This window comes from Rhodothermus bifroesti (assembly GCF_017908595.1).
In the GTDB taxonomy this organism is placed as follows: domain Bacteria; phylum Bacteroidota; class Rhodothermia; order Rhodothermales; family Rhodothermaceae; genus Rhodothermus; species Rhodothermus bifroesti.
Map to the genome: position 1 here is coordinate 45164 of NZ_JAGKTL010000004.1, position 25596 is coordinate 70759.

Below are 25596 nucleotides of genomic sequence, written 5' to 3' on the forward strand. Positions count from 1 at the left end.
TTATAAAAACAGCATACTGGCTGCAAACTGCAACCCCTTACTGCATTGACAACGTCGGGCAGAAGGCTATCTTATGCCGGAAATGATGCCCGATGGCAACCATAACCGCTTTACAGGAGGGGTCTATGAACGCGAAAAAGTACGTGTACCGCTTCGGAGGCGGGCAGGCCGAAGGCAATAAAGACATGCGCGAGCTGCTAGGAGGCAAAGGAGCTAACCTGGCAGAAATGAGCGCCATTGGCCTGCCAGTACCTCCTGGCTTTACGATCACAACAGAAGCCTGCGCCTACTATCACGAGCATAACGGCAAATGGCCCGAAGGCCTAGAAGAAGAAGTGCGCGCAGGCGTTCGGCACATCGAGCAGCTCATGGAGGCGGGCTTTGGCGACCCCAATAACCCACTGCTGGTATCTGTGCGCAGTGGTGCAGCGCTTTCTATGCCAGGCATGATGGATACCGTACTCAACCTAGGCATTAACGATCGGGTCGTCGAAGGCCTTGCCCGCCGCACAGGCAATGAGCGCTTTGCTTACGATGCCTATCGTCGCTTTATTGACATGTTCGGCGATGTGGTGATGGGCGTCCATCACGAACACTTCGAAGCCGTACTCGCCGCGCTCAAAAAAGAAAAGGGCGTTAGCGAAGATACTGAGCTGGACGCCGAAGCGCTCAAAGAACTGGTGCGCCGCTACAAAGAAGTTTACCGACAGCACACAGGCTCCCTCTTCCCAGAAGACCCCTACGAGCAACTCTACCGGGCCATCAACGCGGTCTTTGAGTCGTGGAATAGCGAGCGTGCCATTAAGTACCGCCAAATCCACAAAATCCGGGGCTTGTTGGGGACGGCCGTCAACGTGCAGGCCATGGTCTTCGGCAATATGGGCGAGCGAAGCGGCACGGGCGTCTGCTTTACCCGGAACCCAGCAACAGGCGAAAACGAGCTCTACGGCGAGTTCTTGATTAACGCGCAAGGGGAAGACGTCGTGGCAGGCATCCGCACGCCCAAGAGCATTTCTGAAATGAAGCAGGTCATGCCCGAGCTTTATGAGCAGCTTGTACGCCTGGCCCGCCAACTCGAAGAGCATTATAAAAACATGCAGGACATCGAGTTTACGGTCCAGGAAGGGCGGCTCTTTATTCTGCAGACGCGTAACGGCAAGCGTACGGGCGTGGCAGCTGTTAAGATTGCGGTCGACATGGTCGACGAAGGTCTTGTGGATCCCAAAACAGCTGTGCGCGACCTCGTAGAACCAGCCCACTTAGACCAGCTCCTGCATCCACGCTTTAAGTCGGAGACGGCTTACAAGGACCGGGTGATTGGCCGCGGCCTGCCGGCTTCGCCTGGTGCAGCTGTAGGCCAGGTGGTCTTTACCGCTGAAGATGCCGAAGCGTGGCGGGCTCAAGGCAAACGCGTTATCCTTGTTCGCATAGAAACCAGCCCAGAAGACGTAGGTGGCATGCATGCTGCCGAAGGCATCTTAACCTCCCGTGGCGGCATGACCTCGCATGCTGCCGTTGTCGCTCGCGGCTGGGGGAAACCCTGCGTAGCTGGCTGCGGCGACATCGTGATCGACTACAGCACCAAGACGTTCCGCGCGGGCAACGTTGTCGTCAAGGAAGGCGACTGGATCTCCATTAACGGGTCGACGGGCGAGGTGATTCTAGGACAGGAAGCATTGGTTGAGCCCTCGCTTTCTGGAGATTTTGCCCGCTTTATGGAGTGGGTCGATCAGTTCCGCACCCTAGGCGTCCGCACCAACGCCGACACGCCGCAAGATGCCCGCAAGGCTGTTGAGTTTGGCGCGGAAGGCATCGGCCTATGCCGTACCGAACACATGTTCTTTGAAGGCGACCGCATCCTGGCCATGCGGGAAATGATCCTGGCCACCACACTCGAAGAGCGGCGCGCTGCCCTAGCCAAGCTGCTGCCCTATCAAAAAGAGGACTTCCGGGGCATTTTCCGCGAGATGGCGGGCAAGCCGGTCACCATTCGCTTGCTCGATCCCCCACTTCACGAATTTCTCCCCCATGATGAAAAAGAGCAGCAGGAGTTGGCTCAGCAGCTGGGTATTCCTGTGGAAACCGTTCGGACCAAGGTTGAGGCGCTTAAGGAATTCAACCCGATGCTAGGCCATCGCGGCTGCCGCCTGGGCATCACCTATCCAGAGATCACCGAGATGCAAACCCGGGCTATTCTAGAGGCCGCGCTTGAGCTTAAGCAAGAAGGGGTCGACGTGCGCCCCGAAATCATGGTCCCGCTTGTAGGCACACGGGAAGAGCTGGAACACCAGCGGCGCGTGATCGAGGAAACTGCTCAGAAAGTCTTCGCAGAAAAAGGCGATCGCATCGACTTTCTCGTAGGCACAATGATCGAGGTGCCACGAGCAGCGCTCTTGGCCGACCAGATCGCCGAGGTAGCCGAATTTTTCTCGTTTGGTACCAATGACCTCACGCAGCTGACCTTCGGCTACAGCCGCGATGACGCTGGCAAGTTCCTCCCCTACTATGTCGAGCAAAAGATTCTCAAGGACGATCCGTTCCAGACGCTCGACCAGGAAGGGGTAGGCCAGCTGGTGCAGATCGGTACCGAACGCGGTCGGAAGACGCGGCCTTCGCTGAAAGTGGGCATTTGCGGAGAACACGGCGGCGACCCGGCCTCGGTAGCCTTCTGCTACAAAGTGGGGCTCGACTACGTTTCGTGCTCTCCCTTCCGCGTTCCCATCGCCCGCCTAGCAGCTGCCCAGGCTCACTTGCGTGCCGAAGCGCAAAAAGAAAAGAAAGCCGTGATGGTCGATGTGTGAGAGCGCAAACTGGCCTTAAAAAGCACCACCGCCGGGTCTTAACGACCCGGCGGTTTTTTTGTCGTCATCAAGCCCTCAGCCCTAGTTAGCGCCTTGGCGCCAGCTGCGGCAGTGGGCTAGCGTATTGCTCGGCTAAGAGCCGATCCTGAACGATCTGGTGTAACCGCTGAAGCGCTTTGGGATTACGAGCATAGGCTTCTAGACGACGAGCCACCATGGCGGAGTCCATGCCATAGCGTGCCCAAACCGAATCGCGTAGTGCTGGCGCTTCGTCGCCCACCACGGCCTTTCGCGCAGCAAGCAAATGCAACTCAACAAGCACCTCAGCCAAGGTGCTGTCTGCAGAGGTCGTCTCGTAGGGCTCATCTGCACATCCAGCCAGCAGCAGCCCAGCGGCTACAACACCAATCCATAGCTTCCTACGATCGACCATATCCTCATCCAACCGAATGTACCCCCAACAAGAGGCTCAGGGGATCACTTTATTGAGGGGATACTCAATAATCCCTTCAGCACCGGCGCGTTTGAGCTCAGGAATCAGGCGACGCACTTCTTTTTCTTCGATGATCGTTTCAATAGCCACCCATTCTTCCCCGTCAGAGGCTAGGGGAGAAATGGTCGGGCGCCGCAGGGCTGGCAGCATCTGGATAATTTGCTCTAAATCCGCTTTACGAGCATTCATTTTCAACCCTACGCGATGCTCCGCCCGAATAGCGCCTTCCATGAGCAACGCAATGTTTTCAATCTTGCGGCGTTTCCAAGGGTCTTGCCAGGCTTGTTTGTTGGCGATAAGCTGCGTGTTGGACTCCATAAGCACTTCCAGAATGCGCAACCGGTTCGCCCGAAGCGAAGCGCCGGTTTCGGTCACTTCCACGATAGCATCTACCAGCTCCGGACACTTGGCCTCGGTGGCGCCCCAAGAGAATTCCACCTCGGCCTCTACGCCACGCTCGGCCAGCCAGCGCCGGGTCAGGTTAACGACTTCTGTGGCAATACGCTTACCTTGTAGATCCTGCACAGACCGAATGTCGGCGTCTTCTGCTACCGCAAGTACCCAACGCACCGGCCGCATGCTTTGCTTGGAATAGATCAGATCGGCTACCGTAACCACATCGGCGCCTGTTTCCAGAACCCAGTCTTTACCCGTGATGCCCGCATCAAAAACCCCCTCTTCCACATAACGGGCCATCTCCTGGGCGCGAACGAGCATGGCGCTGAGCTCTTCGTCGTCCGTAGAAGGAAAATAGGAGCGTTCACTAACACTGAACTTAAATCCTGCTTTTTCGAGCAGTTCCAGCGTAGCCTGTTGGAGGCTGCCTTTAGGCAGTCCTAGGCGCAGCACGCGGCGCGTCTGTGTCTTATCTGCCGCTGTGGTTACTGCAAAAGCTGTTTCTGTAGACATAGTGGATTTCTGGGTTTACCTGTTAAGGTATTGCTGGTTGTGCAGCCGCTTCTTCTTCACGGGTTCGAAACGTGTAGGCAATCGCCTCCATTTGGCGTAAAAACTCCCGCTTTGTAAAGCCTGGAGCAAAGACCATCCCGTCGATCATGTAGATGCGGCCACTGGCCTGGTCGTAGAAAGCGTAGTTCACAAACGGACCGCCCATACCGGCTGGCAAAAGCTGGCCATCTGGCATAAGGGTTACCATGTGCCACAGGCCGCGTGTTTCATAGCCATAGCGGCCTAAAAAGTTAATTGCACGCGTCTCTAAGGGCTGGCGGTAATCGATTTGGACAAACCCTCCTGCATTCCCCTGCAGGTAGTGCCGAGCGAGCGAGTCTCGGGTGGCATAGATCCAGGCCGGAGTCAGTTTGGCTGGATCAGCGCCTTCTTCATAGTACACAAACAGGCTTCGCCAGGTATCGGGCAGAATGCGTCGCAGCCAGACAAACCGGGTAGTATCAATAGCAATCAGATAGTCGTGCTGGACGTTAACAGCAAAACCATGATGGGCCATCAGGGTGTCTTCGAGCGCCTGTTGGCGACCTTTTTCAAACATTTCGGCCGTAAGCCGCTCGCGGCTGGCTTCTGCAAAAGCTTCGCGCAGGCGTAGTGCACCTTCACGGATAGCGGCTACAAGCTGGGTATCGGTTGACGCTACAATGAAATACACCAATTGTCGCCGGCGCCACAAGTCATGCCGCGGCACGATCGCGGCTGTTCCCTGCTGCACCACCTGCAGCGCTTCGGCAGAAAAGGCCTGCTGCACCAGGCGTGACACGCGGCCAGAATCACTCAGCGCAGCCACAAAGAGGACGTTTTTAAATTTTTTCACCTGATTCAGCGCATCTTGGGTTCGGGGCTCAAGCGGGCGTAACGTAAAAAGCGGTTCTGGATTGGGCAGCGTTTGTACATAATAGCCCAGGGCAGCACGCAATGCGTCACCGACCGGCCCCTGCCACAACGCTGAATCGATCACTACCTGGATTTCGCCTTCTTCCCCAAGAGCCAGCGGCCGATAATCGACGTTTCCACACCCCCAGATCCCCACCAGAAATAAAGGCCAAAAAACCAAGCGAAAGGGCATGGGGATGACCTCATGTTTATGACACAATCGCCCTTAGAACGTCCACAGCCAACCTAAGTGCCCTTTTAAGAAGCCGGCACTGAAGTACCATACTTGAGTTCATGCACAAATCGCTGCACGGCTTCCAGTCGATCTACGAGCGACAAGCCCGCATCGTCCCACAAGCGCTCTACAAGCCGAATCAGCGCTGAGCCTACGATAAATCCATCGGTATGTCGACCTAAGCGCAGCGCATCTTCATGTGAACGAATGCCAAATCCCACCAGCAACGGATTACGTGTAACCAGCTGACGTGCGCGTGCTAAATAGGCCTCGATGGCTTCGTGGCTTTGAAGCGTACTGCCTGTTAGGCCCGTTATGGATACGGCATATACAAAGCCAGTGGCTAACGCATCGATCTGCTGGATGCGCTCGCTTGGCGTATTGGGTGCAATAAGGTAGACCATGGCCAGACCTGCTTCTTGGGCAGCTTCGGCCAACGCTTCGCTTTCTTCAGGTGGAAGATCGGCCAAAATCAACCCATCCACGCCTGCCTGCGCGGCATCCCGGCAAAACGCCTGCATGCCATAGCGATACACTGGGTTGACATAGCCCATAAGCAGCAACGGGGTCTGGCTACGCGACCGAAAAGCCTCGGCCATGTGTAAGACATCTACCAGACGGATTCCATGACGCAGGGCGCGTTCGCTGGCGCGCTGGATGGGCACGCCTTCGGCCAAGGGATCGCTAAACGGCATGCCCAGCTCAATGAAATCGGCCCCAGCCTCATCAATGACTTTTAGAAGCTCAAGCGTACTTTCCGGATCAGGGAATCCCCCGGTCAGAAACAGTCCCATAGCCTTCTCCCTTCGGGCTCGCAGCGTTGCGAACATCGATTGCAAGCGGGTTATCATAGGTTGTTTGTGCACTTACGCTCCAGGTAGCGGGCAATGGTACCCATGTCTTTGTCGCCGCGGCCAGAAAGATTCACCACCACGACAGCATCCGGGCCTAGTTCTTGGGCTAAACGGGGCAAAAAGGCAATGGCGTGGGCTGTCTCTAGCGCTGGAATGATGCCCTCGGTACGCGCCAATAGTTGCACCCCTTCGAGTGCCTCTGCATCGGTGGCCGTCACATAGGTAACGCGACCTAAATCCTTGAGATAGGCATGTTCTGGTCCTACGCCGGGATAGTCAAGCCCAGCCGAGATCGAGTGGGCCAGCAATACTTGGCCATCGTCGTCCTGTAACAGGTAGCTCAAAGCACCGTGCAGAATGCCGGGTCTGCCGCAGCTCAGGGTAGCTGCATGACGACCCTCAAGTCCCTCGCCTGCGGCCTCCACCCCATACATACGCACGCAGCGATCGGTAAGGAAAGGATAAAACAATCCCATGGCATTGGACCCCCCTCCCACGCAGGCCACCAGCGCATCAGGAGTCTCCCGTCCCAGTTGCTCAGCCAGTTGCTGCCGCACCTCATCGCCAATGATGCGCTGAAAATCCCGAACGATCATTGGATAGGGATGGGGCCCGACTACCGAACCAATGAGGTAAAAGGTATCGTGCACATTGGTCACCCAGTCTCGGATCGCTTCATTGGTAGCATCTTTTAACGTACGACTTCCGCTTTCGACCGGCCGTACTTCGGCTCCCAAAAGCTGCATCCGTAGCACGTTGAGCCGCTGGCGCTCCACGTCCTCAGCCCCCATGTACACGATGCACTGCATCCCGAAGCGGGCACAAACCGTTGCGGTAGCCACGCCATGTTGCCCTGCGCCGGTTTCGGCAATGATGCGCTTTTTGCCCATGCGCTGGGCTAGCAGAATCTGCCCCACGGTGTTATTGATTTTGTGCGCGCCGGTATGGCACAGGTCTTCTCGCTTCAGAAATACACGCATCCCGCCCAGACGCTCGCTTAAGCGTGGCGCAAAGGTTAGCGGTGTAGGCCGCCCCACATATTCACGCAACAGCGCGGCATAGTCCTCCCAGAAGGCCGGATCCTGTCGCGCTTCAGCATACGCTTGCCGCAAGGCCTCTAGGGCTGGAATCAGAATCTCAGGGACAAAGGCACCACCATACGGTCCGAAGTGACCACGGACGTCTGGGGCTTCATAGGTAAATGCAGTGTCTAGGTTGACCGATGCCATAAAACTGCTTTGTCTTTAGCCAAAGGCTTCTTGCTTAAGCTGGGCGCGCAGGGCATGAAACACCTCAAAAAAGTGCGCAAGTTTATCTAGATCTTTCTTTCCCGGCCTGGCCTCCACACTGCTCGACAAGTCCACGCCCAGCGGCCGCATGGTGCGCACGGCTTCTTGGAGGTTATGCACACCGATGCCGCCAGCCAGTAAGATGGGAAAATCGGCAGCAAGCTCACGTGCCACACGCCAGTTGAACGACTCGCCTGTCCCCCCCCATAGGTTCGTTTTGTGCGTATCGAGCAAAAAGTAGGCAACCCAAGGTTGGTAGGGTTCCATGAGGGCACGGAGCTGTTCGGCCGAAGCATCGTGCACCACGTGAATGGCCTTAATGACCGGTGCATCGATCTGTGCACACCACGCTGGCGGTTCGGTACCGTGTAGCTGCACCATTGTAAACCCCACTTCTTCGATCGCTCGATTAACCGCCTCAGGCGTGGCATTCACAAACACCCCTACTTTTTCGGGGCCGTGGATCCATTCAATAATTTCTCGAGCCACCTCTGGTGCTACATAACGAGGGCTTTCAGGATATTGAATAAAGCCCAAAAAGTCTGCCCCTGCTGCAGCGCAAAAACGCGCATCTTCTAGATTCGTGATGCCACAAATTTTGACTTTAAGCATGATGTATCCCTCATGAACCTACCAAGCGCAATACTACTGGCCGCTCTAAGCAGGCCTGCAACTCCTGCCGTAAAGCTTCCAACGCACGGCCTGGCTCCAGCGCGCGCATAAACGTCTCCCCAATAAGAACAGCATCGATGCCGTTACGACGCAAGTAAGCCAGCTCTTCAGCCGTACGCAACCCGCTTTCGGCTACCCGTACGATGTGCGCTGGCACGCGCTGAAGCACCCGAACCGCCTGGGTCACATCGACCTCAAAGTTGTGCAGGTTGCGATTATTGACCCCTAAAATCTCGATCCGATCCAGGTCAAGCTGGTCCAGCTCTGCTTCTGCATGCACCTCTACCAAGCACGAAAGCCCTAGCTCAGTGGCCATGTCGTAAAGTTCATGCAGTTGCACTGGGTCGAGTAGCGCTGCAATAAGCAGCACCGCATCAGCACCATAGGCACGCGCTTCAATGAGCTGGTAGGGATCGAGGATAAAATCTTTGCGCAACAGGGGAAGATCGACCGTGCGCCGCGCGGCTTCCAAATGCTCCAAACTGCCTTGGAAAAAGTCTGGCTCGGTGAGAACCGAAATGGCGGCAGCCCCATACCATTTGTACTGTTGGGCAATGTCCGATACGTTAAATTCGCGGCGTAGAATACCCTTCGAAGGCGAAGCTTTTTTAATCTCTGCAATGATGGCTAACTCGTCCGTGCGCAATGCTCGGGCCAGCGGTAGCGTGGGACTGTGGTAATGAGCGCGTTCTTGCAAGCATGTGATAGGTATGCGGCGTTTGCGCTCTTCAAGACGTTCGCGAACGGTTTGCGCAATGCGGTCTAAAATGGTCATGGCGGCTTCCTCCTGGCTACAATGAATGTTCTCGGACAACGTGTATAGGCGATGACTTACCTTGGCCCCAGCGGGGCCAGTAGACACGCCGCCCGAGAAATCGTTCATCGTGGCAAAGGCATCGCCACAATGGGCCAGGTGCCAAGCGCAAGTCTGCTGTATCCATAGCCTTTCCTTAAGCCGCTGGTTGCGTAGCAGCCGATGCAGACGCTAGCTGACCAGATACCTCGATCAAGCGTTCCAAACGCGCGCGGGCAGCCCCGCTGTCGAGGCTTACCCGTGCTGCTTCCAAGCAGGCTTGTAGGTCGTCGCCAAAACGACCGCTTACGTAAAGGGCATAAGCCGCATTGAGCAGTACCACATCGCGGTGCGGCCCCGGATCGCCAGAAAGTACTTGACGTAGCAATTTGGCATTGGCCGTCGCATCGCCACCGCGCAACTGTTCCAGCGGTACGCGTGGTAGCCCCAATGTTTCTGGCTCAATGCGTCCAGGACGTGGCACGGCATCGCCTAGCCGATACTCATACGTTGCCGTAGGCGCCGAAAGTGAGAGCTCATCGAGCCCATCTTCGCTGTGCACGGCGACCACATGTTCGGCTCCCAACCGCGCCAGGATCGCGGCCATCGTTGCCGCCACCTCGGCACGGAAAGCCCCCACTAGCTGCCGCCGCACACCGGCTGGATTACAGAGCGGCCCCAAGATATTGAAAAACGTCCGCACGCCCAGCGCCTTGCGCACGGGCATCACATGGCGCATGGCCGGATGAAACTTTGGAGCAAAGACAAAGGCGATGCCGGTTTCTTCTAAGCAACGCTCGACCCCCGCTGCATCGAGATCGATCACGACCCCTAGGGCTTCCAAAACGTCGGCCGATCCGGCCTGCGACGAAACCGATCGGTTACCGTGCTTGACCACCGTAACACCTGCACCAGCACACACAAAGGCCGCAGCTGTTGAGATATTGAACGTACCGGACCGGTCGCCACCTGTGCCACACAGATCGATCGCATAAGGATCTTCGGTACGCACAGGTACCGCATACTGGCGCATTACGCGGGTAAAGCCTACGAGCTCATCCAACGTTTCACCTCGGGCACGGAGGCCCAGCAGAAAGCCTGCAACCTGCTCAGGTGCGGCTTCACCACGCATCATCACATGCATGGCCGCCTCTGCCTCTTCCTGCGAAAGCGTGCGGCCTTCGGCCAAAGCCGTCAGGTAAGGATGCAAAGGATTCATGGTTGGGTTGCTGTAAGCGTCTGAGACGCGAGAGGCCACATCTTCACCTGGCGCAGCCAGTTGGCTATTAGGCGTGGCCCTTCGGTAGTGAGCACACTTTCAGGGTGAAACTGCACCCCTTGAACTGGATAGTGGCGGTGGCGTAGTGCCATGATCACACCATCTTCGGTCCACGCCGTAACTTCCAGCACCTCGGGCAGCGTAGGCCGATCTACTACCAGCGAATGATAGCGTGTAGCGGTAAAGCCTTGAGCTGCGCCTTCAAACAGCCCTTGCCCGGTGTGATAGATCCGGCTTGTCTTGCCGTGCATCAGCGAGGGTGCATGCACCACGCGACCGCCATAGACTTCGCCAATGGCCTGATGGCCCAGGCATACCCCCAGGATAGGCGTGGTTGGCCCTAGCTCAGCAATAACCGCTTCGGTAATACCCGCCTCGGCTGGGCGCCCCGGTCCTGGGGAGATCAGAATGCCCTCAGGCCGCAAAGCCCGCACTTCTTCCACGGTGATGGCATCGTTGCGCACCACACGCACCTCGGACGTATACCGACCCAGCAAGTGGACCAGGTTGTAGGTAAAGGAGTCGTAATTGTCGATAACCAAAATCATATCGCCTCCGGACGATACGTCGTGTAGTTCAGCCCAACCAGCTCACGCACTTGCTCCATAATTTCCTGAGCCCGCTGCCGCGCTTTGCGCCCCCCTTCACGCAATACATCCATCACATAATCTGGATGGCGCAGCAGCGCACGCCGCCGCTCGCGGGCTTCAGCAAAATGCGCCTCAATAAGCCGAATCAGTTCTTTTTTGGCCTCGCCATAACCGTAACCGCCCTGTCGGTAAGCGTCTGCAATCCGGCTGCGCGTGGCTTCGTCGGCAAACAGCTTAATCAGGGCGAACACGTTGCAGCGCTCCGGATCCTTAGGCGCTTCGAGCGGCGTAGAGTCGGTCACAATCGCCATCACCTTTTTGCGCAGCGTTTTACCCTCGTCGAAAATACCTATCGTGTTGCCATAGCTTTTCGACATCTTGCGCCCATCAATACCAGGGACAACCGCCACTTCTTCCCGAATGAGCGGCTCTGGCAACGGGAACAGCGGCTGGTCTGGTGCACAAAACGTACGATTAAAGCGCTGCGCAACGTCGCGGCAAATCTCGATGTTTTGCTTCTGATCGGCCCCCACGGGCACCAATGTGCCGCCGTAAATCAAAATATCTGCTGCCTGCAAAACAGGATAGTTCAGCAGCCCAGCATTGGCCGGTAGCCCCTGGGCAACTTTATCCTTATAGGCTACGCCTTTCTCGAGCGTGGAGACCGGTATCAGGTTATAAAAAATCCAGGCGAGCTCGGTTACCTCAGGTACGTCGCTTTGCACAAACAGCGCGGCCTTTTGGGGATCAAAACCCAGTGCCAGATAGGTAAGCGCTGCCTCGAAAGTGTAGCGCCGAAGCGCCTCACGATCGGCAATGGTGGTCAGGGCGTGATAGTTAACAATGAAGAAGTACGACTCATACTGCTGATGCAGTTCGATATGCTGACGAATCGCCCCAAAGTAATTGCCTAAGTGCAGCTCACCTGAGGGTTGGATACCCGAAACCACAATGGTGCGCTGCTTCAAGCCACCTGTCGACAGGGCATGCTGCTGGATCGTTTCTGTCGAAACCGTACTCATGATGCTGCAGCAAAGGCTGGTTTCGGATAGCGCCGCGCCACTCCCTCTAGGTAACGCAGCCGCTCTTGGCTATGCTGCGCTACCAGGTTGAGGATGGCTTTGGTGCGGATTTGATGGTTAAGTTTAAGCTCAGCCTGCACTAGGGCTAACAGCTGCCGCTCAGCCTCCAACAAGCGATAAATCATTTCAGCTGGATCACTCCCTAGATTGAAGTCGCTGGGCTCCGTATCCACCCCACTGTAGGCCGTACCTCCAGCGCTAAAGACCACCTCAGCCAGTTTGCCTACATCGGCGCGCGCGATTTTTTGAAACTGCTCCAACTGTTCCACCACATCGGCCTGGCCAAGTGCACGGATGACGTAATCGTGCTGGTGATTGAGTGCAATATGCGCACGAATCAGCGGATTAATGCGTTCGACGGTTTCTTGGCGGGAAAGCGACTTGCCGATGCCGCCTTTGTTGAAAATCAGTTCTTTGAGCGAAGTCATGGTTGGTTTAGGGTTGGTTGCATCAAAGTAAACCGGACGCTGCAATGCGCATCGCCTCGAGCAGGGCCCGAGCTTTACTCACCGTCTCCTCATACTCCCGGTCAGGATCGCTATCGGCCACAATGCCCGCTCCGGCCTGAACGTAGATCGTGCCGTTGCGAACGACCATCGTGCGGATCGCAATGCAAGTGTCCAAGTTCCCCGAAAAGTCCATGTACCCAACAGCTCCCGCGTAGACGCCTCGCCGCGTGGGCTCTAGCTCATCGATAATTTCCATCGCTCGCACTTTAGGAGCACCACTAACGGTCCCCGCTGGAAAACAGGCAGCCAACGCATCAAGCGCGTCGTGCTGGCCATCTAACTCGCCGGAAACCAGTGAGACCAGATGCATTACGTGCGAATAGCGTACTACAAAGGCAAAGCGCTCCACCTGCACCGAGCCAAAACGACACACGCGCCCTAAGTCGTTACGTCCCAGATCAACCAGCATCAAGTGCTCAGCCTGCTCTTTAGGATCGGCCTCGAGTTCAGCCTCAAGTTGCCGATCTTCCTCAGGTGTACAACCACGCCTACGCGTGCCCGCAATAGGCAGCACTTCAGCCCGGCCTTGCTCGACGCGCACCAGCACTTCGGGCGAGGAGCCTACCAACGCCAAATCGCCAAAATCTAAGAAAAACAGATAGGGCGACGGATTAACTTGGCGCAGTGCTCGGTACAAATTGAAGCGGTCTCCAGCAAAAGGCGTGGCAAAGCGTTGCGAAAGTACCACCTGAAAAATATCGCCTTCGTAGATGTACTGCTTGGCCTTACGAACAGCTTCGCAAAAAGCCTCGCGCGTAAAGTTCGAGCGCAGCGGTGCCTCTGGAAGCACAACCGGTGCCGGCACTTCGACAGGAGTGTGCACCAAGGTTTCAGCCAATGCATTCAGCCGCAGAACGGCATTCTCATAAGCAGCGCGCAGATCCGTGTCGGGATCAACAAACACACCAGCAATAAGCACAAGCTGATGACGCACGTGATCGAAGGCCACAACCGTATCATACAAGCCCCAACGTGCATCTGGCAAGCCCAGTTCATCCGGGGGGGGTGCAGGCAGCCGCTCTAGCTGCCGTACCATGTCATAGCCCAAGTAACCCACCGCTCCCCCTGTAAAGCGAGGGAGTTCGGGTAGGTGCACCGCATGATAGCGCCCTAACAACCGACGCATAAGGGTAAAAAAGTCTGCATCAACCCTCTCCACAGTGCCTGTAGCCATCTCTTGCTGGTAAACCTGACCGCCGCGCACCTCAAGCATTACGTACGGACGGACCCCTAAGAAAGAGTAGCGCCCAAGCGTTTCCCCCCCTTCGACGCTTTCCAGCAAAAAGCCAACTGGATTTGCCAACCGCAGCTTGAGAAAAGCCGAAACCGGCGTCAATAGATCGGCGCTTAACCTCCGGAAAACCGGCACAAATAAGTGCGTATAGCCGGCTGCTCGGTGCGTATCGACCAGCTGTTGAAACGCGTCGAACGTCATAGCTCCATAACGAAAAAGCCCACTGCAGATCTTGCAGTGGGCCGCTTATTGTCGCTGTATAAAGTGTGTCGTCTAGGCACGCGCGCAGCCCACTGCGGAGGCGGTAAACCACCACCAACCAAAATAGTGGGCGCTATGGTAAGCAACGTGCCGCATCATGGTTTTAAAGATACAGCAATCCTAGAGCCATTGACAAGAGGCTCCTTTAAAAAATCGGCAAACGGAGCCAATGCTTTAAGGCGCAGCCCGCTATCCCTCAAGAAGACCTACCGACACCCTTGCGAGCTTGCCTGCAGCCCTCCTCGCAAAGGCCAGCTACCACGAACGATCACCCTATCAATAGGCTTGAATGCGCAAAGCCTCATGGATCATAGCCCCACCGAAACTTCTCTAAAACGAAACAGCTGCAGGACTTACGATGGCTGCCTGCACCCATCCAATCGCAGTTGCGATGCAGCAAGCAGCATGAAACGTGCTAGACTACACTTACAGCATTAGACGACCCAAATTGTAACTTTTACTCTTTGAGACTTGACTGTGTGTGTTATTAAAAAGCGGCTTGCTTCACCTGTACAACTGGTATGCTATCGGGTGCGACAGCAAGTCCGGATTCGTCATGGGCTTTTTGATTTCGAGTTATTTGGCACCAGTATTCTTGTTACAGCTTAGATAGCCATACCCAAACAATAACGGGTGGAAGCGGATTAGGTGCGGTCTGCAGGCAGTACTGGTGTGGTTTTTGGCGCCTTACCTTTGGTGCAAGTCTTAGCGTATTGCATAGGATCGGCTGTGTTGTTAGGGCCTACCGCGGCTTCTCTTATCTTTGGCGTATCGACAACCAGGAATTGGCACAACAATTCGGTGCAACGGATCAGGATGTACAAGCTGCATCTACGAGTATGGCGCTGGAGAGGACCCGTTTTGCAACAAAGGGCTTTCAATGCGTGGCACGGATTATCCCATCGTACCCGAGAAAGTAGCGTGCAACAAGATCTGCGCAATCTTCTGTGAATCCCTATGGCAGGCAGCCTATTTACCGCATGACAATGGAACCACTTCCTGTGTTTGGTCTTTGCGTTGTGAAAAGCAACCGCTTATCCAAAGAGCTATGGCGGGCGTTCTAGGTCACTTGGCCGTCTTAGCAGCATTTGTAGCCTGCATTGTAGCCGGGGTAGCATACGTGCAGGCTGCGCGCCGCCCAGATGTGATCGACTGGTTGCGCTTGGCGCGGGGAAGTTGGAGCGTAATGTTTGGGGCCACCCTCATCGCAGCAGCCGCGCTGCTCTACCTGATTCTTACCCATCAGTTCCAGTATGCTTACGTCTACCAATATTCCTCTCGGGAGCTGCCGCTGCACTACCTGATTTCTTCGTTTTGGGCCGGACAGGAAGGATCGTTTCTGCTTTGGATACTCTACGCAGGACTAGTAGGTTTTGGCTTAATGCGCTGGTCAGGCCGATTCGAAGCCCCGGCAATGGCCATCCTAGCGCTGAGCCAAGCTTTTCTGCTCTCGATGGTTGTAGGGCTCAAGCTAGGGCCTTTAGCCATTGGCTCGTCGCCCTTTCAGCTTTTGATCGAGCGCTTTCCAGATGCCCCCATCTTTCGTCAAAATCCAGGCTTTGTGCCAGCCGACGGCAACGGACTCAACGACTTGCTGCTTAATCCATGGATGACGGCCCATCCGCCAACGCTTTTTGTAGGGTTTGCGGCCATGGCAGCGCCGTTCGCGCTGGCTGCAGCTGCACTTTGGCAGCGGCGCTACCGCGACTGGATCCGCGTGGCCATGCCTTGGATGCTCTTTGCTGTACTTGCCCTCGGTGTGGGCATTCTGCTGGGCGGGTACTGGGCTTATGAAACACTTTCGTTTGGTGGATACTGGGCCTGGGATCCTGTTGAAAATTCCTCGCTGGTGCCCTGGCTGACCGGTGTAGCAGCACTGCACGCCATGCTCATCCAGAGGCGCAGTGGCCGCGGGTATAAGATGGCCCTGATGCTCAGCCTTGCTAGCTACGTGCTGGTGATCTACTCAACGTTCCTTACGCGTAGCGGTATTCTGGGCGATATTTCCGTGCACTCCTTTGTCGACTTGGGCTTGCACAATCAGCTTCTCCTCTGGATTTTGGCAACGGGACTGCTGGGGGGCGGCCTATTGGTGATGCGCTATCGAGAGCTCCCTACCCCAAACAGCGAACCTGCAGTTCTTTCGCGCGAAGCGCTGATTTTTACCGGTGCATTACTGCTGACAATCACGGCCTTGGTCATTCTGGTGGGCACCAGTGCACCCATCTTAGGCCGCCTGTTTCGGGACAATCCAGCCAGTGTAGCCCGGGCTTTCTACGATCAGTGGACATTGCCCCTAGCCGTCGGCTTTACGTTCTTGATGGGCGCAGCGCAGCTCGTCTGGTGGCACAAGATGGAAGTAGCCCAGGCCCATCGGCTGCTATGGCGACCCCTAGGGCTGTCGGTAGTAGCCACACTGGCTGTACTACTGCTCACCCCGTTTGTGGAGCACACCGTAGACCCTATGCGCGTGACCCCAGGCAACGCCATGACGCAGGCTAGCCTGATGATTGGGCTAGAGCAATTCTGGCAGGCTTACGGCTTTAGCCTACTTTTGCTTCTTCTCGTTTTTGCTGCCTTTTTTGCTTTTTTTGGCAATCTACAAGTGCTCTGGCGCATAGGACGAGGTAATCCCCGACTGGCCGGTGGGGCGCTATCGCATATCGGACTGGGTGTCATGCTACTAGGCGTGGTGGCTTCAAGTGGTTTTAGCCTGCCACTACCCCATCGGGGCGTGCCGCTAGCGCTACGCGACGAAGAGCGTACAAACTTTGTCTTGGTACGTGATGAAGCGCGCCGCATCGGTGGCTACACAATCCGCTACGAAGGCCGCGGCCTTACGCGTGAGGGGCACACGTACTATCAGCTGAACGTCACTGATCCAGATGGCCGCAGCTACACGCTGCAACCGGTAGCTTATCAGAACCGCCGTGGCGAGTGGATCTTGCACCCCGACATCAAGCTGTCGCTCTGGAAAGATTTGTTCGTGGCCGTTTCGCCAGCCGAAATGTTTGCCCAGGACTCCACTGCAGCCCAGCAAGGAGGCGAGTTGGTAGTGGCTCGTGGCGACTCGGTTGTGCTCGGCCGCCAAGAGTTTGCACTGCGCTTTGTAGGATTTGATACGCAGGTGGATACCAGCCTCGTGCCCGACAGCACCGCAATTGCTGTAGCCGCCGTTTTGCGCGTAACCAACCTGCGCACCGAAGAAACCCGCACGCTGCGCCCCATCTATGTCGTTCTCCACGATCGCTCCGTGCAGTACGTCCAGACCCGCGTGCGCGACTGGAACCTTTCGGTCACGTTTACTGGCATGAACGTCAGCTCAGGCGAAATTACGCTAGCCATTGAAGGTGTCGACGTCATGCCCGAAGACTGGGTTGTGGTACAGGCCTATGAGAAACCCCTGATTAACCTGGTCTGGCTGGGCTTTCTGCTACTTAGCGGTGGCATTGGGCTCGCACTCGTACGCCGAGCTGGCGAGCTTCGCCAGACCCTCCGTCGCCGCTTCTAGGACTTCTTGCACCAGGCGCTGTCGAATTTCCTCGCGCCAGGCTTGGTTGAGCAGCGCATAGTCGCGCGCCTGCACCTCAGCATCCACATGCTGCACGCACAAAAAGCCATAATCGACGGGCGACAGGCTATGCAGCGGGGCACTGCTCAGGTTAAGCAATCCACTACGCCCTAATCCCAAAAGGAACGAGCCGTAGCGCTGGCCCAACACGCAAGCTGTTCCGTCGGCCAGCTCTAGCCGTCTCAAGTCTACATGGCGATACCATCCCGGATCAACCGCGTCCAGGTAAGCTGCGCCACGAGCAGCCCGCTGGCGGGCTGCTTTCCAGGAAACTGCGTTGTCACGTCGTTTCCACCACAGCATGACTAAGGACGGGTAAAGCTTAGGTCTATTGGCTCGGGGTGTTCGACCCAATCTGCTACAAAAAGGTTCGTCTCGCGCGACGCTTCGCCTCGGGCATTGCGGTTTGAGGCAAAAACCAGCCGTCTGCCGTCGCGGGAAAACATCGGAAAAGCATCAAACGTGCCGGAGTGGGTTACCTGCGCTAAGCCAGTACCGTCCAGATGAATCAAAAATAGATCGAACAGACGCCCCCCTTTGGTGTGATGATTAGAGGCAAAGATAATGCGTTTCCCGTCGGGATGGAAGTAAGGCGCCCATTGGGCACCTGGGAGGTGGGTTACGCGCCGTGGGTTGCTGCCATCTGCATTAGCCACGTAGAGATCCATTTCGGAGGGTTCCACCAGTCCTTGCGCAAGCAACTGCCGATAACGTTTGGCCGCTTCACCAGTGGGTCGGCTAGCACGCCAGACAATTTGGCTGCCATCTGGGGAAAAGAATGCACCGCCGTCATAGCCCAGTTCCTGCGTCAGCTGAAGCAACGCGCCTGTTTGCAGGTCGTAGCGCCAAAGCTCCAGGTCGCCCGAGCGGCTCGAGGTGAAAACGATATAGCGGCCGTCGGGCGAAACCGTAGCCTCAGCATCGTAGCCAGGCCCGCCAATGAGCAGCTCAGGCGGCGCACCGGTAGTATCGGTAACGTAGATGTCGTATTCGTACAAAGACCAGACGTAGCGACCTTCGACCGAACGGAGAACTGGCGGGCATTCAGGTCCGGCTGCATGCGTCGAAGCATAGAGCACGCGGCTGTTCGGGAGAAAATAAGCACATGTGGTGCGGCCGCGCCCGGTCGAAAGTAGTCGATAGCGCTGCCCATCGGCCAGCGGTTGCCCGTCGGCGCGCATTAGAAAAATCTGGTCACACCCTTGTGGATTGATGGCGGTCCAGTCACTTTGAAAAACCAAGTAACGATCATCATAACTCCAGTAGGCTTCAGCATTGTTGCCACCAAAGGTCAATTGACGGATGTTGCGCAAATGCACTTCGCCGGGAAAGCGCAGCGAATCGGTTGCAGGATCATAGTCTGCCCTCTTAGAAGATGAATTAGGCATGCAGGCGGGAAGGGTGCCCAAACAACACACTAGAACCAGTCGTACTGACAGCATGGCATACCCGATGGTGTTGGTCCGAATCTTGACAGTTACCTATGCCGGTTTTCTTGATCCATTAACCAGCGTCGAAGAACAATGCAAGGTACAAACGTGGCCGTCTATGAGGTAACAGATTTTCAGCAGGACGTGCTGGAGGCCAGCTATCAGATACCGGTGCTAGTAGACTTCTGGGCGCCGTGGTGCGGTCCTTGCCGCATTTTGGGTCCGGTCTTGGAGCGGCTGGCGCGAAAACATGCTGGTCGTTGGAAGCTGGTCAAGGTCAATACCGATGAGCATCCAGAGCTGGCAATGGCCTACGGTATCCGGGGCATTCCAGCAGTTAAGCTTTTTGTCAACGGCGAGGTGGTTGGCGAGTTCGTGGGGGCTTTGCCGGAACATGCCGTTGAGCAGTGGTTGGCTGAGGTGTTGCCTAGCGAAACGAAAGCGTTGCTCGCGCAAGCCGAACAGCTTCTGGAGGAAGGCAAGCTGCGTGAAGCTGAACCCCTAGTGCGGCGGCTGCTGGCTGCAGCGCCCGAAGAAGACAAAGCGCGGGTGCTCCTAGCCCGCATTCGGATTTTTGACAATCCAGACGAAGCGGAGCGCCTGCTGGAAGGTCAAGATGTGGCCGAAGCTGGCTATCTGCAGCAAATTGAGGCCATTCGGACGTTGGCTCGGCTGCTGCGCCTAAAGCATCAGCCGGAGGCACTGCCCGAAGGTCCAGGTCGCGCCTTCTATCTCGAAGCCATCGAGGCACTTGCGCGCAAAGACTTTGACACGGCTGTAGAGCGACTGATCGATGTGCTGCGTAAGGATCGTTATTACGACAACGACGGTGCTCGAAAAGCGGGCGTGGCGATCTTCACGCTTTTGGGCAGCCGTCACCCTGTCACGCAGCGCTGGCGCCGCACGTTTGACATGTGGCTCTACTGAGGCCTCAAGGTCCGCTTAAGGCGCGCATGAGCGCATAATAAGTACGAACGGCTTGCACGTATTCGTCGATAGGCACGCGCTCGTCAATGCCGTGCACGGTAGCCAGCAGTGCTGGCGTAACACGCACCCCGATAAAGCGATAGACATTGGGACTGAGGACCGTAAAGTAACGGGCATCCGTTGCGCCGGGCACCAGGTACGGTGCCACAACAGGTGGCGATTCGGCCCGAGCGCGACGGATGCTCTGAGCAATGCGCTGAAAAGCTTCGCTGCTTACATCAGATACCGGCGAAGGGTCAAAGGCCCCGGTTTCGGTCTGCCGCATCGTAATTGGCAAGCCCTTCAGCAGCTGTTGTACGTGCAGCGTAACACTTTCAACCGTCTCGCCTGGAAAAATACGGAAGTTCACCACAGCACGGGCGGTCGTCGGCAGCACGTTCTCTTTAACGCCAGCTTCTATGAAGGTGGGCGCAAACGTAGTACGCAGGCTGGCATTGCCGGCAGGCGAACGCGCCAGCTGACGCGCCACAAGAGGCCCAAACAGCCACAGGTTGGCTAGCACCAGGCGCATATTCCAGGCGGTATAAGGCGCAAGGTGCTCTAGCAACCTACGGGTGGGTCCTTCCAGCCGAATCGGAAATGGGTTTTCAGCCAGCTGAACCAGTGCATAGCTCAACACGCCAATAGCCGTCTGCGTAGGTGGCGTGGAAGCATGCCCACCCGGAGCTGTAGCCGTCAATTCCAGACTAAGATACCCCTTTTCAGCCACGCCTACCAAAGCTACCGGTTGGCGGACGCCCGGGATCATATCTTCCACAATAAAACCACCTTCGTCAAGCACTGCGATCAAGACAACCCCGCGTGTAGCCAGCAGCTCGGCAATCTGGCGTGCCCCCTGCTGGCCGCCCACCTCTTCATCATGGCCAAAAGCCAAGTAGATTGTGCGTACCGGCTGGAAACCTTCGCCCAGCAAGGTCTCGGCGGCCTCTAAAATGCCCAGTACCCCAAGCTTATCATCAAGTGCTCCCCGTCCCCAAACATACCCGTCGGCCACAGTACCTGCAAAGGGCGGATGCGTCCACGCTTCAGGCTGAGCTGCTGGCACCACGTCTTGATGTCCCAAAAAGAGCACGGCTGGGAGCGTGGTATCTTGCCCTGGCCATGTGTAGAGTAAGCTTAAGCCGCCAACGACTTCTCGTTGCAGCTGGCGATGTACCCGCGGAAAATGATGCTTTAGATAGGTCTGAAAATCCCAAAAGGCTCCGCTATCGAGCTGCGCCGGGTCTTGATGCGTAATGGTAGGGAACTGCAGCGCCCCAGCAAAACGTTGGATCAACGCCGGGGTGTCTACGGCTACAGAGAGAGGCTCTGGCGGCACCATAAGCTCGGCCTGCTGCCCGACCTGCCAGGCGCGCACGAGCAAGAACATCGTTAGCACCAGCAGAAGACCGAGCGCGCCGACCAGCATCCGAAGCAGCAGTTTGCGCATAGCCTTTTTAGGCAGTCTACTTAAAGGAAGATAGGCAGCGGCTTAGCGCTGCGCAACGCGCGGCCAAGGGATGTGGCTTTAGGCCAGCCGATAAAATTGCTTGCCAGCAAGTTGTCGCACTAGACCTTTAAATTCGAGCTGCAGCAGGTAGGCCAGCGCTGTTGAAGGGTCCATTCCGGTGCGTTCGCACAGGTTGTCGATATGCATGGGTTCTGGCCCAAGTGCCTCATAAAGCTGGCGCTCCAGACTGCCCAAGGAGGAAGCAGCACTAGGCGTCTGCGTGACGGTTTTGGTTGCCCCCACACCTAAGGCTTCAAGCACGTCGTCAGGTGTACGCACCAGTTGCGCCAGGCTATCCCGGATAAGCCGATTGGGGCCAGCGCTGGCGGGATTGTGCAAGGCGCCTGGAATAGCCAGCACGTCTCGGTTTTGCTCTAGTGCCAACCGCGCCGTGATGAGTGCACCACCGGTTTCATAGGCTTCGACGATGAGCACTGCACGAACTAACCCACTAATGAGCCGGTTGCGACGTGGAAAGTTGGGTGCATCGGGAGCTGTCCCCAGAGGTAGCTCTGAAATCAAGGCACCTTGTTTGAGGATGGCTCGAGCCAAGGAGGCATGCCGTTCTGGATAAATGCGGTCTACCCCGCAACCCAGCACGGCTAGCGTGCGCCCATGGGCCTCAAGCGCACCACGATGCGCCATAGCATCGATGCCGTAAGCCAGTCCACTCACAATGGTTACGCCCTGGCGGGCCAGCTCAGCAGCAAACTGCCGAGCCAAACGAAGGCCATAGTCCGTAGGCCGTCGCGTGCCTACAATAGCTACAGCCAGCGCATCGTCTGCCGTCAAGCTGCCGCGCACCCAAAGCAGTGCTGGGGGATCGTAAATCTGTCGCAGCGCCGCTGGAAAGCGTGCATCCCAGGCTGGAATCAGTGCTGCGCCAACACGCTCGGCCTGTTCAAACTGCGCATCGACAGCATCCCAGTCAGCAAACGCGGCAATCCGGCGGGCCGTTTCGGTTCCAATTCCCGGCACGCAAACCAGCGCTTGTAGCGGGGCATAGAGGGCTGCTTGCGCGGACCCAAAACGTGCCAGAAGCGCTCGAATCCGTCCAGGACCCACACCCGGTACCAACGAAAGCGCCACCAGTGCCCGCAGTTCTTCAGGCGAATTCTCCGAAAGGTTTGCCATATACCGCTTACAGGTTTTCTCTTTAAGAAACCTGTAAGCATGGGGTGTTACGCAGCTGGTTCAGCCAAGTGGGCCATGCGTGCTGCTTGCAGTTGGCGCCACAGTCCCTCTTTCAGTGTCTCTAGGCCGATATGGGCCACAGCGCTCACAGGATAGACGGGTAGATCTGCAGGTAGCTCCGCCTGCAAAGCAGCAATGCGTTCTTCGCGTGCTGCTTCCGGGATTAAGTCGAGCTTGGTCAATGCAAGTGCCCGCGGCTTTTCCAGCAGTGCGGGATTGAATGCCTCAAGCTCAGCCAAAAGCGTGTTATAGATGGGTAGCACAGCTTCTTCGACAATAGGAATCACAAAAAGCAATACGGCATTCCGTTCGATATGTTTTAAAAAACGCAATCCCAGACCGCGCCCTTCGTGCGCTCCCTCGATGATGCCTGGAAGGTCGGCCATGACAAACGACCGAAATTCGCCCACGTAGACCATCCCAAGCACAGGCTCTAGGGTAGTGAACGGATAGTCGGCAATCTTTGGACGCGCTGCAGAAATCGAGGCAATCAGTGTGCTTTTGCCTGCGTTTGGGAGGCCTACCAAGCCCACATCGGCCAGGAGCTTAAGCTCTAGGGTAATGTGCTTTTCTTCACCTGGCTCACCAGGCTGGGCGTATCGGGGAGTTTGGTTAGTGGGTGACCTAAAAAAAGCATTTCCTTTTCCCCCACGCCCACCTTTGGCAAGCAGCAACCGTTGACCTGGCCGCAGCACTTCTCCAATGACCTCACCGGTTTCCGTAATGCGTGCTACGGTACCCAACGGCACACGGATAATCACGTCGCGGCCGTCACGACCTTTTTGGTTTTTACCTGAGCCAGGCTGACCGTTTTCCGCAAAGTGATGTCGGTTGTAGCGCAGGTCCAGCAGCGTATAGAGATGCGGATCCCCTTCTAAATAGACAGATCCCCCATCACCACCGTCGCCGCCTGCAGGTCCACCCTTAGGGATATACTTTTCCCGTCGGAATGCAACAGCGCCGGCTCCGCCATGGCCACTGCGTACCGTAATGGTGACGTAATCGACAAACTTCATCCTTGCTCTTCCCGTCGATTGCAGCGTTCTGAACGCTTGGAAAGCAAGCAGGTTTTCCTGAACCCGCTACGCAGCGGTGCGTTCTAAGGCTAAAGCAGACCTATGGCCAACGTGCACCCCAAACGCGTTTTGATCTACACCGACGGAGCTTGCAGCGGCAACCCAGGTCCTGGCGGCTGGGCCGCTATCTTACGGTTCGGCCATCACGAAAAAGTGCTTACAGGTGCCGAGCCCCACACGACCAATAACCGGATGGAACTCACCGCAGCAATTGAGGCACTGCGTGCACTCAAAGAATCTTGCGACGTTGAGCTGCACACGGATAGCGATTATCTCGTTCGTGCTGTTGAAGAAGGGTGGTTGGAGCGTTGGCAGCAAAATGGCTGGCGCACGGCCTCTCGCAAACCGGTAGAAAATCAGGACCTGTGGCAAGCATTACTAGAAGTCATGCGCCGGCATCGGGTCCGTTTTGTTAAGGTCAAAGGTCATGCTGATGACGCGTTAAACAACCGTGCCGATCGATTGGCTGTAGAGGCTATGCGCAAGCTAGAAGCCGCTATGACCTCTTAAGCGAGCATGCGCACCGTTCACCTTCGGTTTTATGCTAGTTTGAACGACTTTTTACCAACACGCTGGAAGCAGCGAACCTTTACATTGGGTTTTGCAGGGCAACCTACGGTGCGCGAAATCCTGGTTCAGCTTCAGATTCCTCCCCCAGAAGTCGGCTTCATTTTGGCTGAGAACCAGGCAGTAGACTTCGACTATCGCCCGCAAGAAGGTGAGCGTGTGAGTTTTTATCCGATCTTTTATGAACTCCTTCCAGGATCGCCGCTGAACGCGCTTCCTCCGGAGCGTCCGCCCCGTTTTTTGCTGGATACGCATTTAGGGCGGCTAGCGCGCTACCTGCGCATGTTGGGTTTTGACGCTGAACACTTTCCTGCACCTGACCCTGGTGATGGTGTGCTAGTGCACCGCGCTGCGCAAGAGGGGCGCGTTTTGCTCACCCGTGATCGCCGACTTCTGGCCCGTAAAGCCGTCCGTTACGGCTATTTTGTACGGGCTACCGCACCCCAGGCGCAGCTGGTTGAAGTTGTAGACCGCTTTGCGCTACACACGTTGATCCATCCCTTTAGCCGATGCCTATGCTGCAACGTGCAACTCGAGCCGGTCGAGGCGCGCGCGGTAGCGGCCCAGCTTCCTACCGGAGTCCGTGGGCAGTACACGGACTTTTACCGGTGTCCCTCCTGTGATCGCGTCTACTGGGAAGGGTCGCATCACGCCCGCATGCAACGCCTGATCGATCAGGTGGTGCGCAGCCGCAGCACCTAGTCGATACGGCAGCATTGTCCTCGCCCGGCTAGGGCCTCAGCAAATGCTTCAGGAAAGGCGTGTGCGTGTGAGCGCGGCACTTCAATAAGCAGCTCGGTGGCAGCGCCGTATTGGGTTTCGCAAATCCGGGCACCGGTGCGTTCAAGCAGCCGCATTACCGGCGCTGTATCTGCATAAGCGAATTGTAACCGAAAAAGCACCCTAACGTGCTGCTCTACCACGTGCACCTGATCTAAAGCCAAGGCCGCTGCCGCAGCATAAGCACGCGTAAGCCCACCGCGTCCTAACTTAACGCCGCCGAAGTAACGGGTTACAACGACCAACGTGTTCGTTAGGCCATGGCTTTCGATTTGACGCAAAATCGGCAGACCGGCCGTACCTGAGGGTTCGCCATCGTCGCTGTAGCGGAACACAGCGCCTGTGGGTCCTAGCCGGTAAGCCATGCAATGGTGCGTGGCAGCATGCTCGCGCCGCCGCACAGCCTCAAGGTAAGCCCTTGCTTCCGCTTCAGAGTTTATGGGAAAAACCTCAGCAATAAAGCGCGACCCCTGCACACGCAGCTCAGCACACGCTGGTGCTAACGCGGTGCGATAGGTGTCACCTTCGGGACTATCCATAAAGGTTACGCAACCAGCACAGCCTTATA

Annotated in this window: 23 protein-coding genes; 5 read left to right on the forward strand and 18 right to left on the reverse strand. The window is 56.6% G+C overall.

The window, feature by feature from the left end; all coding sequences use genetic code 11:
- The first annotated feature begins 185 nt into the window (after window positions 1-185).
- Window positions 186-2801, forward strand: coding sequence for a pyruvate, phosphate dikinase (gene ppdK / locus J8E65_RS09340; protein ID WP_237181861.1), 2616 nt, complete (start codon window positions 186-188; stop codon window positions 2799-2801).
- 85 nt (window positions 2802-2886) lie between these two features.
- On the opposite strand, the gene J8E65_RS09345 is transcribed toward ppdK, so the two are convergent.
- From J8E65_RS09345 to trpE, 12 genes are all read right to left on the reverse strand, one after another.
- Window positions 2887-3234 (reverse strand): DUF4296 domain-containing protein, encoded by a 348-nt coding sequence (locus tag J8E65_RS09345; RefSeq protein ID WP_210375496.1) that lies wholly within the window; start codon window positions 3232-3234, stop codon window positions 2887-2889.
- 36 nt (window positions 3235-3270) lie between these two features.
- Window positions 3271-4203, reverse strand: coding sequence for an ATP phosphoribosyltransferase (hisG, locus tag J8E65_RS09350; protein WP_210375497.1), 933 nt, complete (start codon window positions 4201-4203; stop codon window positions 3271-3273).
- Between the two features lie 22 nt (window positions 4204-4225).
- Complete coding sequence (locus J8E65_RS09355) at window positions 4226-5329, reverse strand: DUF4837 family protein (RefSeq protein ID WP_210375498.1); 1104 nt, start codon at window positions 5327-5329, stop codon at window positions 4226-4228.
- A 65-nt stretch (window positions 5330-5394) separates the two neighbouring features.
- Window positions 5395-6222 carry a tryptophan synthase subunit alpha gene (trpA, locus tag J8E65_RS09360; protein WP_210375499.1) on the reverse strand — a complete coding sequence of 276 codons (828 nt, stop codon included), beginning with the start codon at window positions 6220-6222 and terminating at the stop codon, window positions 5395-5397.
- Complete coding sequence (gene trpB / locus J8E65_RS09365; protein WP_210375500.1) at window positions 6219-7454, reverse strand: tryptophan synthase subunit beta; 1236 nt, start codon at window positions 7452-7454, stop codon at window positions 6219-6221. Before trpB ends, trpA begins: the two co-directional genes overlap by 4 nt.
- 15 nt (window positions 7455-7469) lie before the next feature.
- Window positions 7470-8129, reverse strand: a complete 660-nt coding sequence (locus J8E65_RS09370) for a phosphoribosylanthranilate isomerase (protein ID WP_210375896.1) — start codon at window positions 8127-8129, stop codon at window positions 7470-7472.
- 7 nt (window positions 8130-8136) lie between these two features.
- Entirely contained in the window at window positions 8137-8961 is an 825-nt protein-coding gene (gene trpC, locus J8E65_RS09375) for an indole-3-glycerol phosphate synthase TrpC (protein ID WP_210375501.1), read from the reverse strand.
- A gap of 175 nt (window positions 8962-9136) precedes the next feature.
- The gene (trpD, locus tag J8E65_RS09380) at window positions 9137-10189 is read right to left on the reverse strand and encodes an anthranilate phosphoribosyltransferase (protein ID WP_415663083.1); all 1053 of its coding nucleotides are present in this window, start codon (window positions 10187-10189) and stop codon (window positions 9137-9139) included.
- Between the two features lie 5 nt (window positions 10190-10194).
- Entirely contained in the window at window positions 10195-10806 is a 612-nt protein-coding gene (locus J8E65_RS09385; RefSeq protein WP_210375503.1) for an anthranilate synthase component II, read from the reverse strand.
- Window positions 10803-11870 (reverse strand): tryptophan--tRNA ligase, encoded by a 1068-nt coding sequence (gene trpS / locus J8E65_RS09390; RefSeq protein ID WP_237181863.1) that lies wholly within the window; start codon window positions 11868-11870, stop codon window positions 10803-10805. The genes J8E65_RS09385 and trpS overlap by 4 nt, the downstream gene beginning before the upstream one ends.
- On the reverse strand, window positions 11867-12358 hold the full coding sequence (locus J8E65_RS09395; protein ID WP_210375504.1) for a hypothetical protein: 492 nt from the start codon (window positions 12356-12358) through the stop codon (window positions 11867-11869). The genes trpS and J8E65_RS09395 overlap by 4 nt, the downstream gene beginning before the upstream one ends.
- 22 nt (window positions 12359-12380) lie before the next feature.
- Window positions 12381-13874 (reverse strand): anthranilate synthase component I, encoded by a 1494-nt coding sequence (gene trpE / locus J8E65_RS09400; protein ID WP_210375505.1) that lies wholly within the window; start codon window positions 13872-13874, stop codon window positions 12381-12383.
- A gap of 1108 nt (window positions 13875-14982) precedes the next feature.
- On the opposite strand from trpE, the gene ccsA reads away from it, so the two are divergent.
- The gene (ccsA, locus tag J8E65_RS09405; protein ID WP_210375506.1) at window positions 14983-17445 is read left to right on the forward strand and encodes a cytochrome c biogenesis protein CcsA; all 2463 of its coding nucleotides are present in this window, start codon (window positions 14983-14985) and stop codon (window positions 17443-17445) included.
- Here ccsA and J8E65_RS09410 read toward each other — a convergent pair.
- Window positions 17368-17808, reverse strand: coding sequence for a hypothetical protein (locus J8E65_RS09410; RefSeq protein WP_210375507.1), 441 nt, complete (start codon window positions 17806-17808; stop codon window positions 17368-17370). The two genes, ccsA and J8E65_RS09410, sit on opposite strands and share 78 nt — an antisense overlap.
- Window positions 17809-17810: 2 nt before the next feature.
- A complete protein-coding gene (locus J8E65_RS09415) occupies window positions 17811-18947 on the reverse strand; it encodes a TolB family protein (protein WP_210375508.1) in 1137 nt (378 codons plus the stop codon).
- A gap of 81 nt (window positions 18948-19028) precedes the next feature.
- Here J8E65_RS09415 and trxA point away from each other — a divergent pair, with 81 nt between their 5' ends.
- Window positions 19029-19862, forward strand: coding sequence for a thioredoxin (gene trxA / locus J8E65_RS09420; RefSeq protein WP_210375509.1), 834 nt, complete (start codon window positions 19029-19031; stop codon window positions 19860-19862).
- Window positions 19863-19866: 4 nt separating this feature from the next.
- Here trxA and J8E65_RS09425 read toward each other — a convergent pair whose 3' ends face one another.
- The 3 genes from J8E65_RS09425 to obgE form a co-directional block, all read right to left on the reverse strand.
- Window positions 19867-21351, reverse strand: coding sequence for a M20 family peptidase (locus J8E65_RS09425; protein ID WP_210375510.1), 1485 nt, complete (start codon window positions 21349-21351; stop codon window positions 19867-19869).
- Window positions 21352-21429: 78 nt separating this feature from the next.
- Window positions 21430-22545: a DNA-processing protein DprA gene (dprA, locus tag J8E65_RS09430; RefSeq protein WP_210375511.1), complete on the reverse strand. Its 1116-nt coding sequence runs from the start codon at window positions 22543-22545 to the stop codon at window positions 21430-21432.
- Window positions 22546-22592: 47 nt separating this feature from the next.
- Window positions 22593-23621, reverse strand: coding sequence for a GTPase ObgE (obgE, locus tag J8E65_RS09435; protein WP_210375512.1), 1029 nt, complete (start codon window positions 23619-23621; stop codon window positions 22593-22595).
- Window positions 23622-23723: 102 nt separating this feature from the next.
- On the opposite strand from obgE, the gene rnhA reads away from it, so the two are divergent.
- Window positions 23724-24191, forward strand: a complete 468-nt coding sequence (gene rnhA, locus J8E65_RS09440; protein WP_210375513.1) for a ribonuclease HI — start codon at window positions 23724-23726, stop codon at window positions 24189-24191.
- 6 nt (window positions 24192-24197) lie between these two features.
- The gene (locus tag J8E65_RS09445) at window positions 24198-24950 is read left to right on the forward strand and encodes a Mut7-C RNAse domain-containing protein (protein ID WP_210375514.1); all 753 of its coding nucleotides are present in this window, start codon (window positions 24198-24200) and stop codon (window positions 24948-24950) included.
- Here J8E65_RS09445 and J8E65_RS09450 read toward each other — a convergent pair.
- Entirely contained in the window at window positions 24947-25567 is a 621-nt protein-coding gene (locus tag J8E65_RS09450) for an IMPACT family protein (RefSeq protein WP_210375515.1), read from the reverse strand. The genes J8E65_RS09445 and J8E65_RS09450 overlap by 4 nt on opposite strands.
- Window positions 25568-25596 lie beyond the last annotated feature (29 nt).

Coding starts and splice junctions, on each gene's coding strand:
- J8E65_RS09345 (WP_210375496.1), bottom strand. CDS start 3,234: ATGGTCGATCGTAGGAAGCTATGGATTGGTGTTGTAGCCGCTGGGCTG.
- J8E65_RS09415 (WP_210375508.1), bottom strand. CDS start 18,947: ATGCTGTCAGTACGACTGGTTCTAGTGTGTTGTTTGGGCACCCTTCCC.
- hisG (WP_210375497.1), bottom strand. CDS start 4,203: ATGTCTACAGAAACAGCTTTTGCAGTAACCACAGCGGCAGATAAGACA.
- J8E65_RS09450 (WP_210375515.1), bottom strand. CDS start 25,567: ATGGATAGTCCCGAAGGTGACACCTATCGCACCGCGTTAGCACCAGCG.
- J8E65_RS09425 (WP_210375510.1), bottom strand. CDS start 21,351: ATGCGCAAACTGCTGCTTCGGATGCTGGTCGGCGCGCTCGGTCTTCTG.
- trpA (WP_210375499.1), bottom strand. CDS start 6,222: ATGATAACCCGCTTGCAATCGATGTTCGCAACGCTGCGAGCCCGAAGG.
- J8E65_RS09355 (WP_210375498.1), bottom strand. CDS start 5,329: ATGCCCTTTCGCTTGGTTTTTTGGCCTTTATTTCTGGTGGGGATCTGG.
- J8E65_RS09410 (WP_210375507.1), bottom strand. CDS start 17,808: ATGCTGTGGTGGAAACGACGTGACAACGCAGTTTCCTGGAAAGCAGCC.
- trpC (WP_210375501.1), bottom strand. CDS start 8,961: ATGACCATTTTAGACCGCATTGCGCAAACCGTTCGCGAACGTCTTGAA.
- rnhA (WP_210375513.1), top strand. CDS start 23,724: ATGGCCAACGTGCACCCCAAACGCGTTTTGATCTACACCGACGGAGCT.
- J8E65_RS09385 (WP_210375503.1), bottom strand. CDS start 10,806: ATGATTTTGGTTATCGACAATTACGACTCCTTTACCTACAACCTGGTC.
- trxA (WP_210375509.1), top strand. CDS start 19,029: ATGCAAGGTACAAACGTGGCCGTCTATGAGGTAACAGATTTTCAGCAG.
- trpS (WP_237181863.1), bottom strand. CDS start 11,870: ATGAGTACGGTTTCGACAGAAACGATCCAGCAGCATGCCCTGTCGACA.
- J8E65_RS09445 (WP_210375514.1), top strand. CDS start 24,198: ATGCGCACCGTTCACCTTCGGTTTTATGCTAGTTTGAACGACTTTTTA.
- obgE (WP_210375512.1), bottom strand. CDS start 23,621: ATGAAGTTTGTCGATTACGTCACCATTACGGTACGCAGTGGCCATGGC.
- ccsA (WP_210375506.1), top strand. CDS start 14,983: ATGGCGGGCGTTCTAGGTCACTTGGCCGTCTTAGCAGCATTTGTAGCC.
- trpB (WP_210375500.1), bottom strand. CDS start 7,454: ATGGCATCGGTCAACCTAGACACTGCATTTACCTATGAAGCCCCAGAC.
- ppdK (WP_237181861.1), top strand. CDS start 186: ATGCGCGAGCTGCTAGGAGGCAAAGGAGCTAACCTGGCAGAAATGAGC.
- J8E65_RS09395 (WP_210375504.1), bottom strand. CDS start 12,358: ATGACTTCGCTCAAAGAACTGATTTTCAACAAAGGCGGCATCGGCAAG.
- trpE (WP_210375505.1), bottom strand. CDS start 13,874: ATGACGTTCGACGCGTTTCAACAGCTGGTCGATACGCACCGAGCAGCC.
- dprA (WP_210375511.1), bottom strand. CDS start 22,545: ATGGCAAACCTTTCGGAGAATTCGCCTGAAGAACTGCGGGCACTGGTG.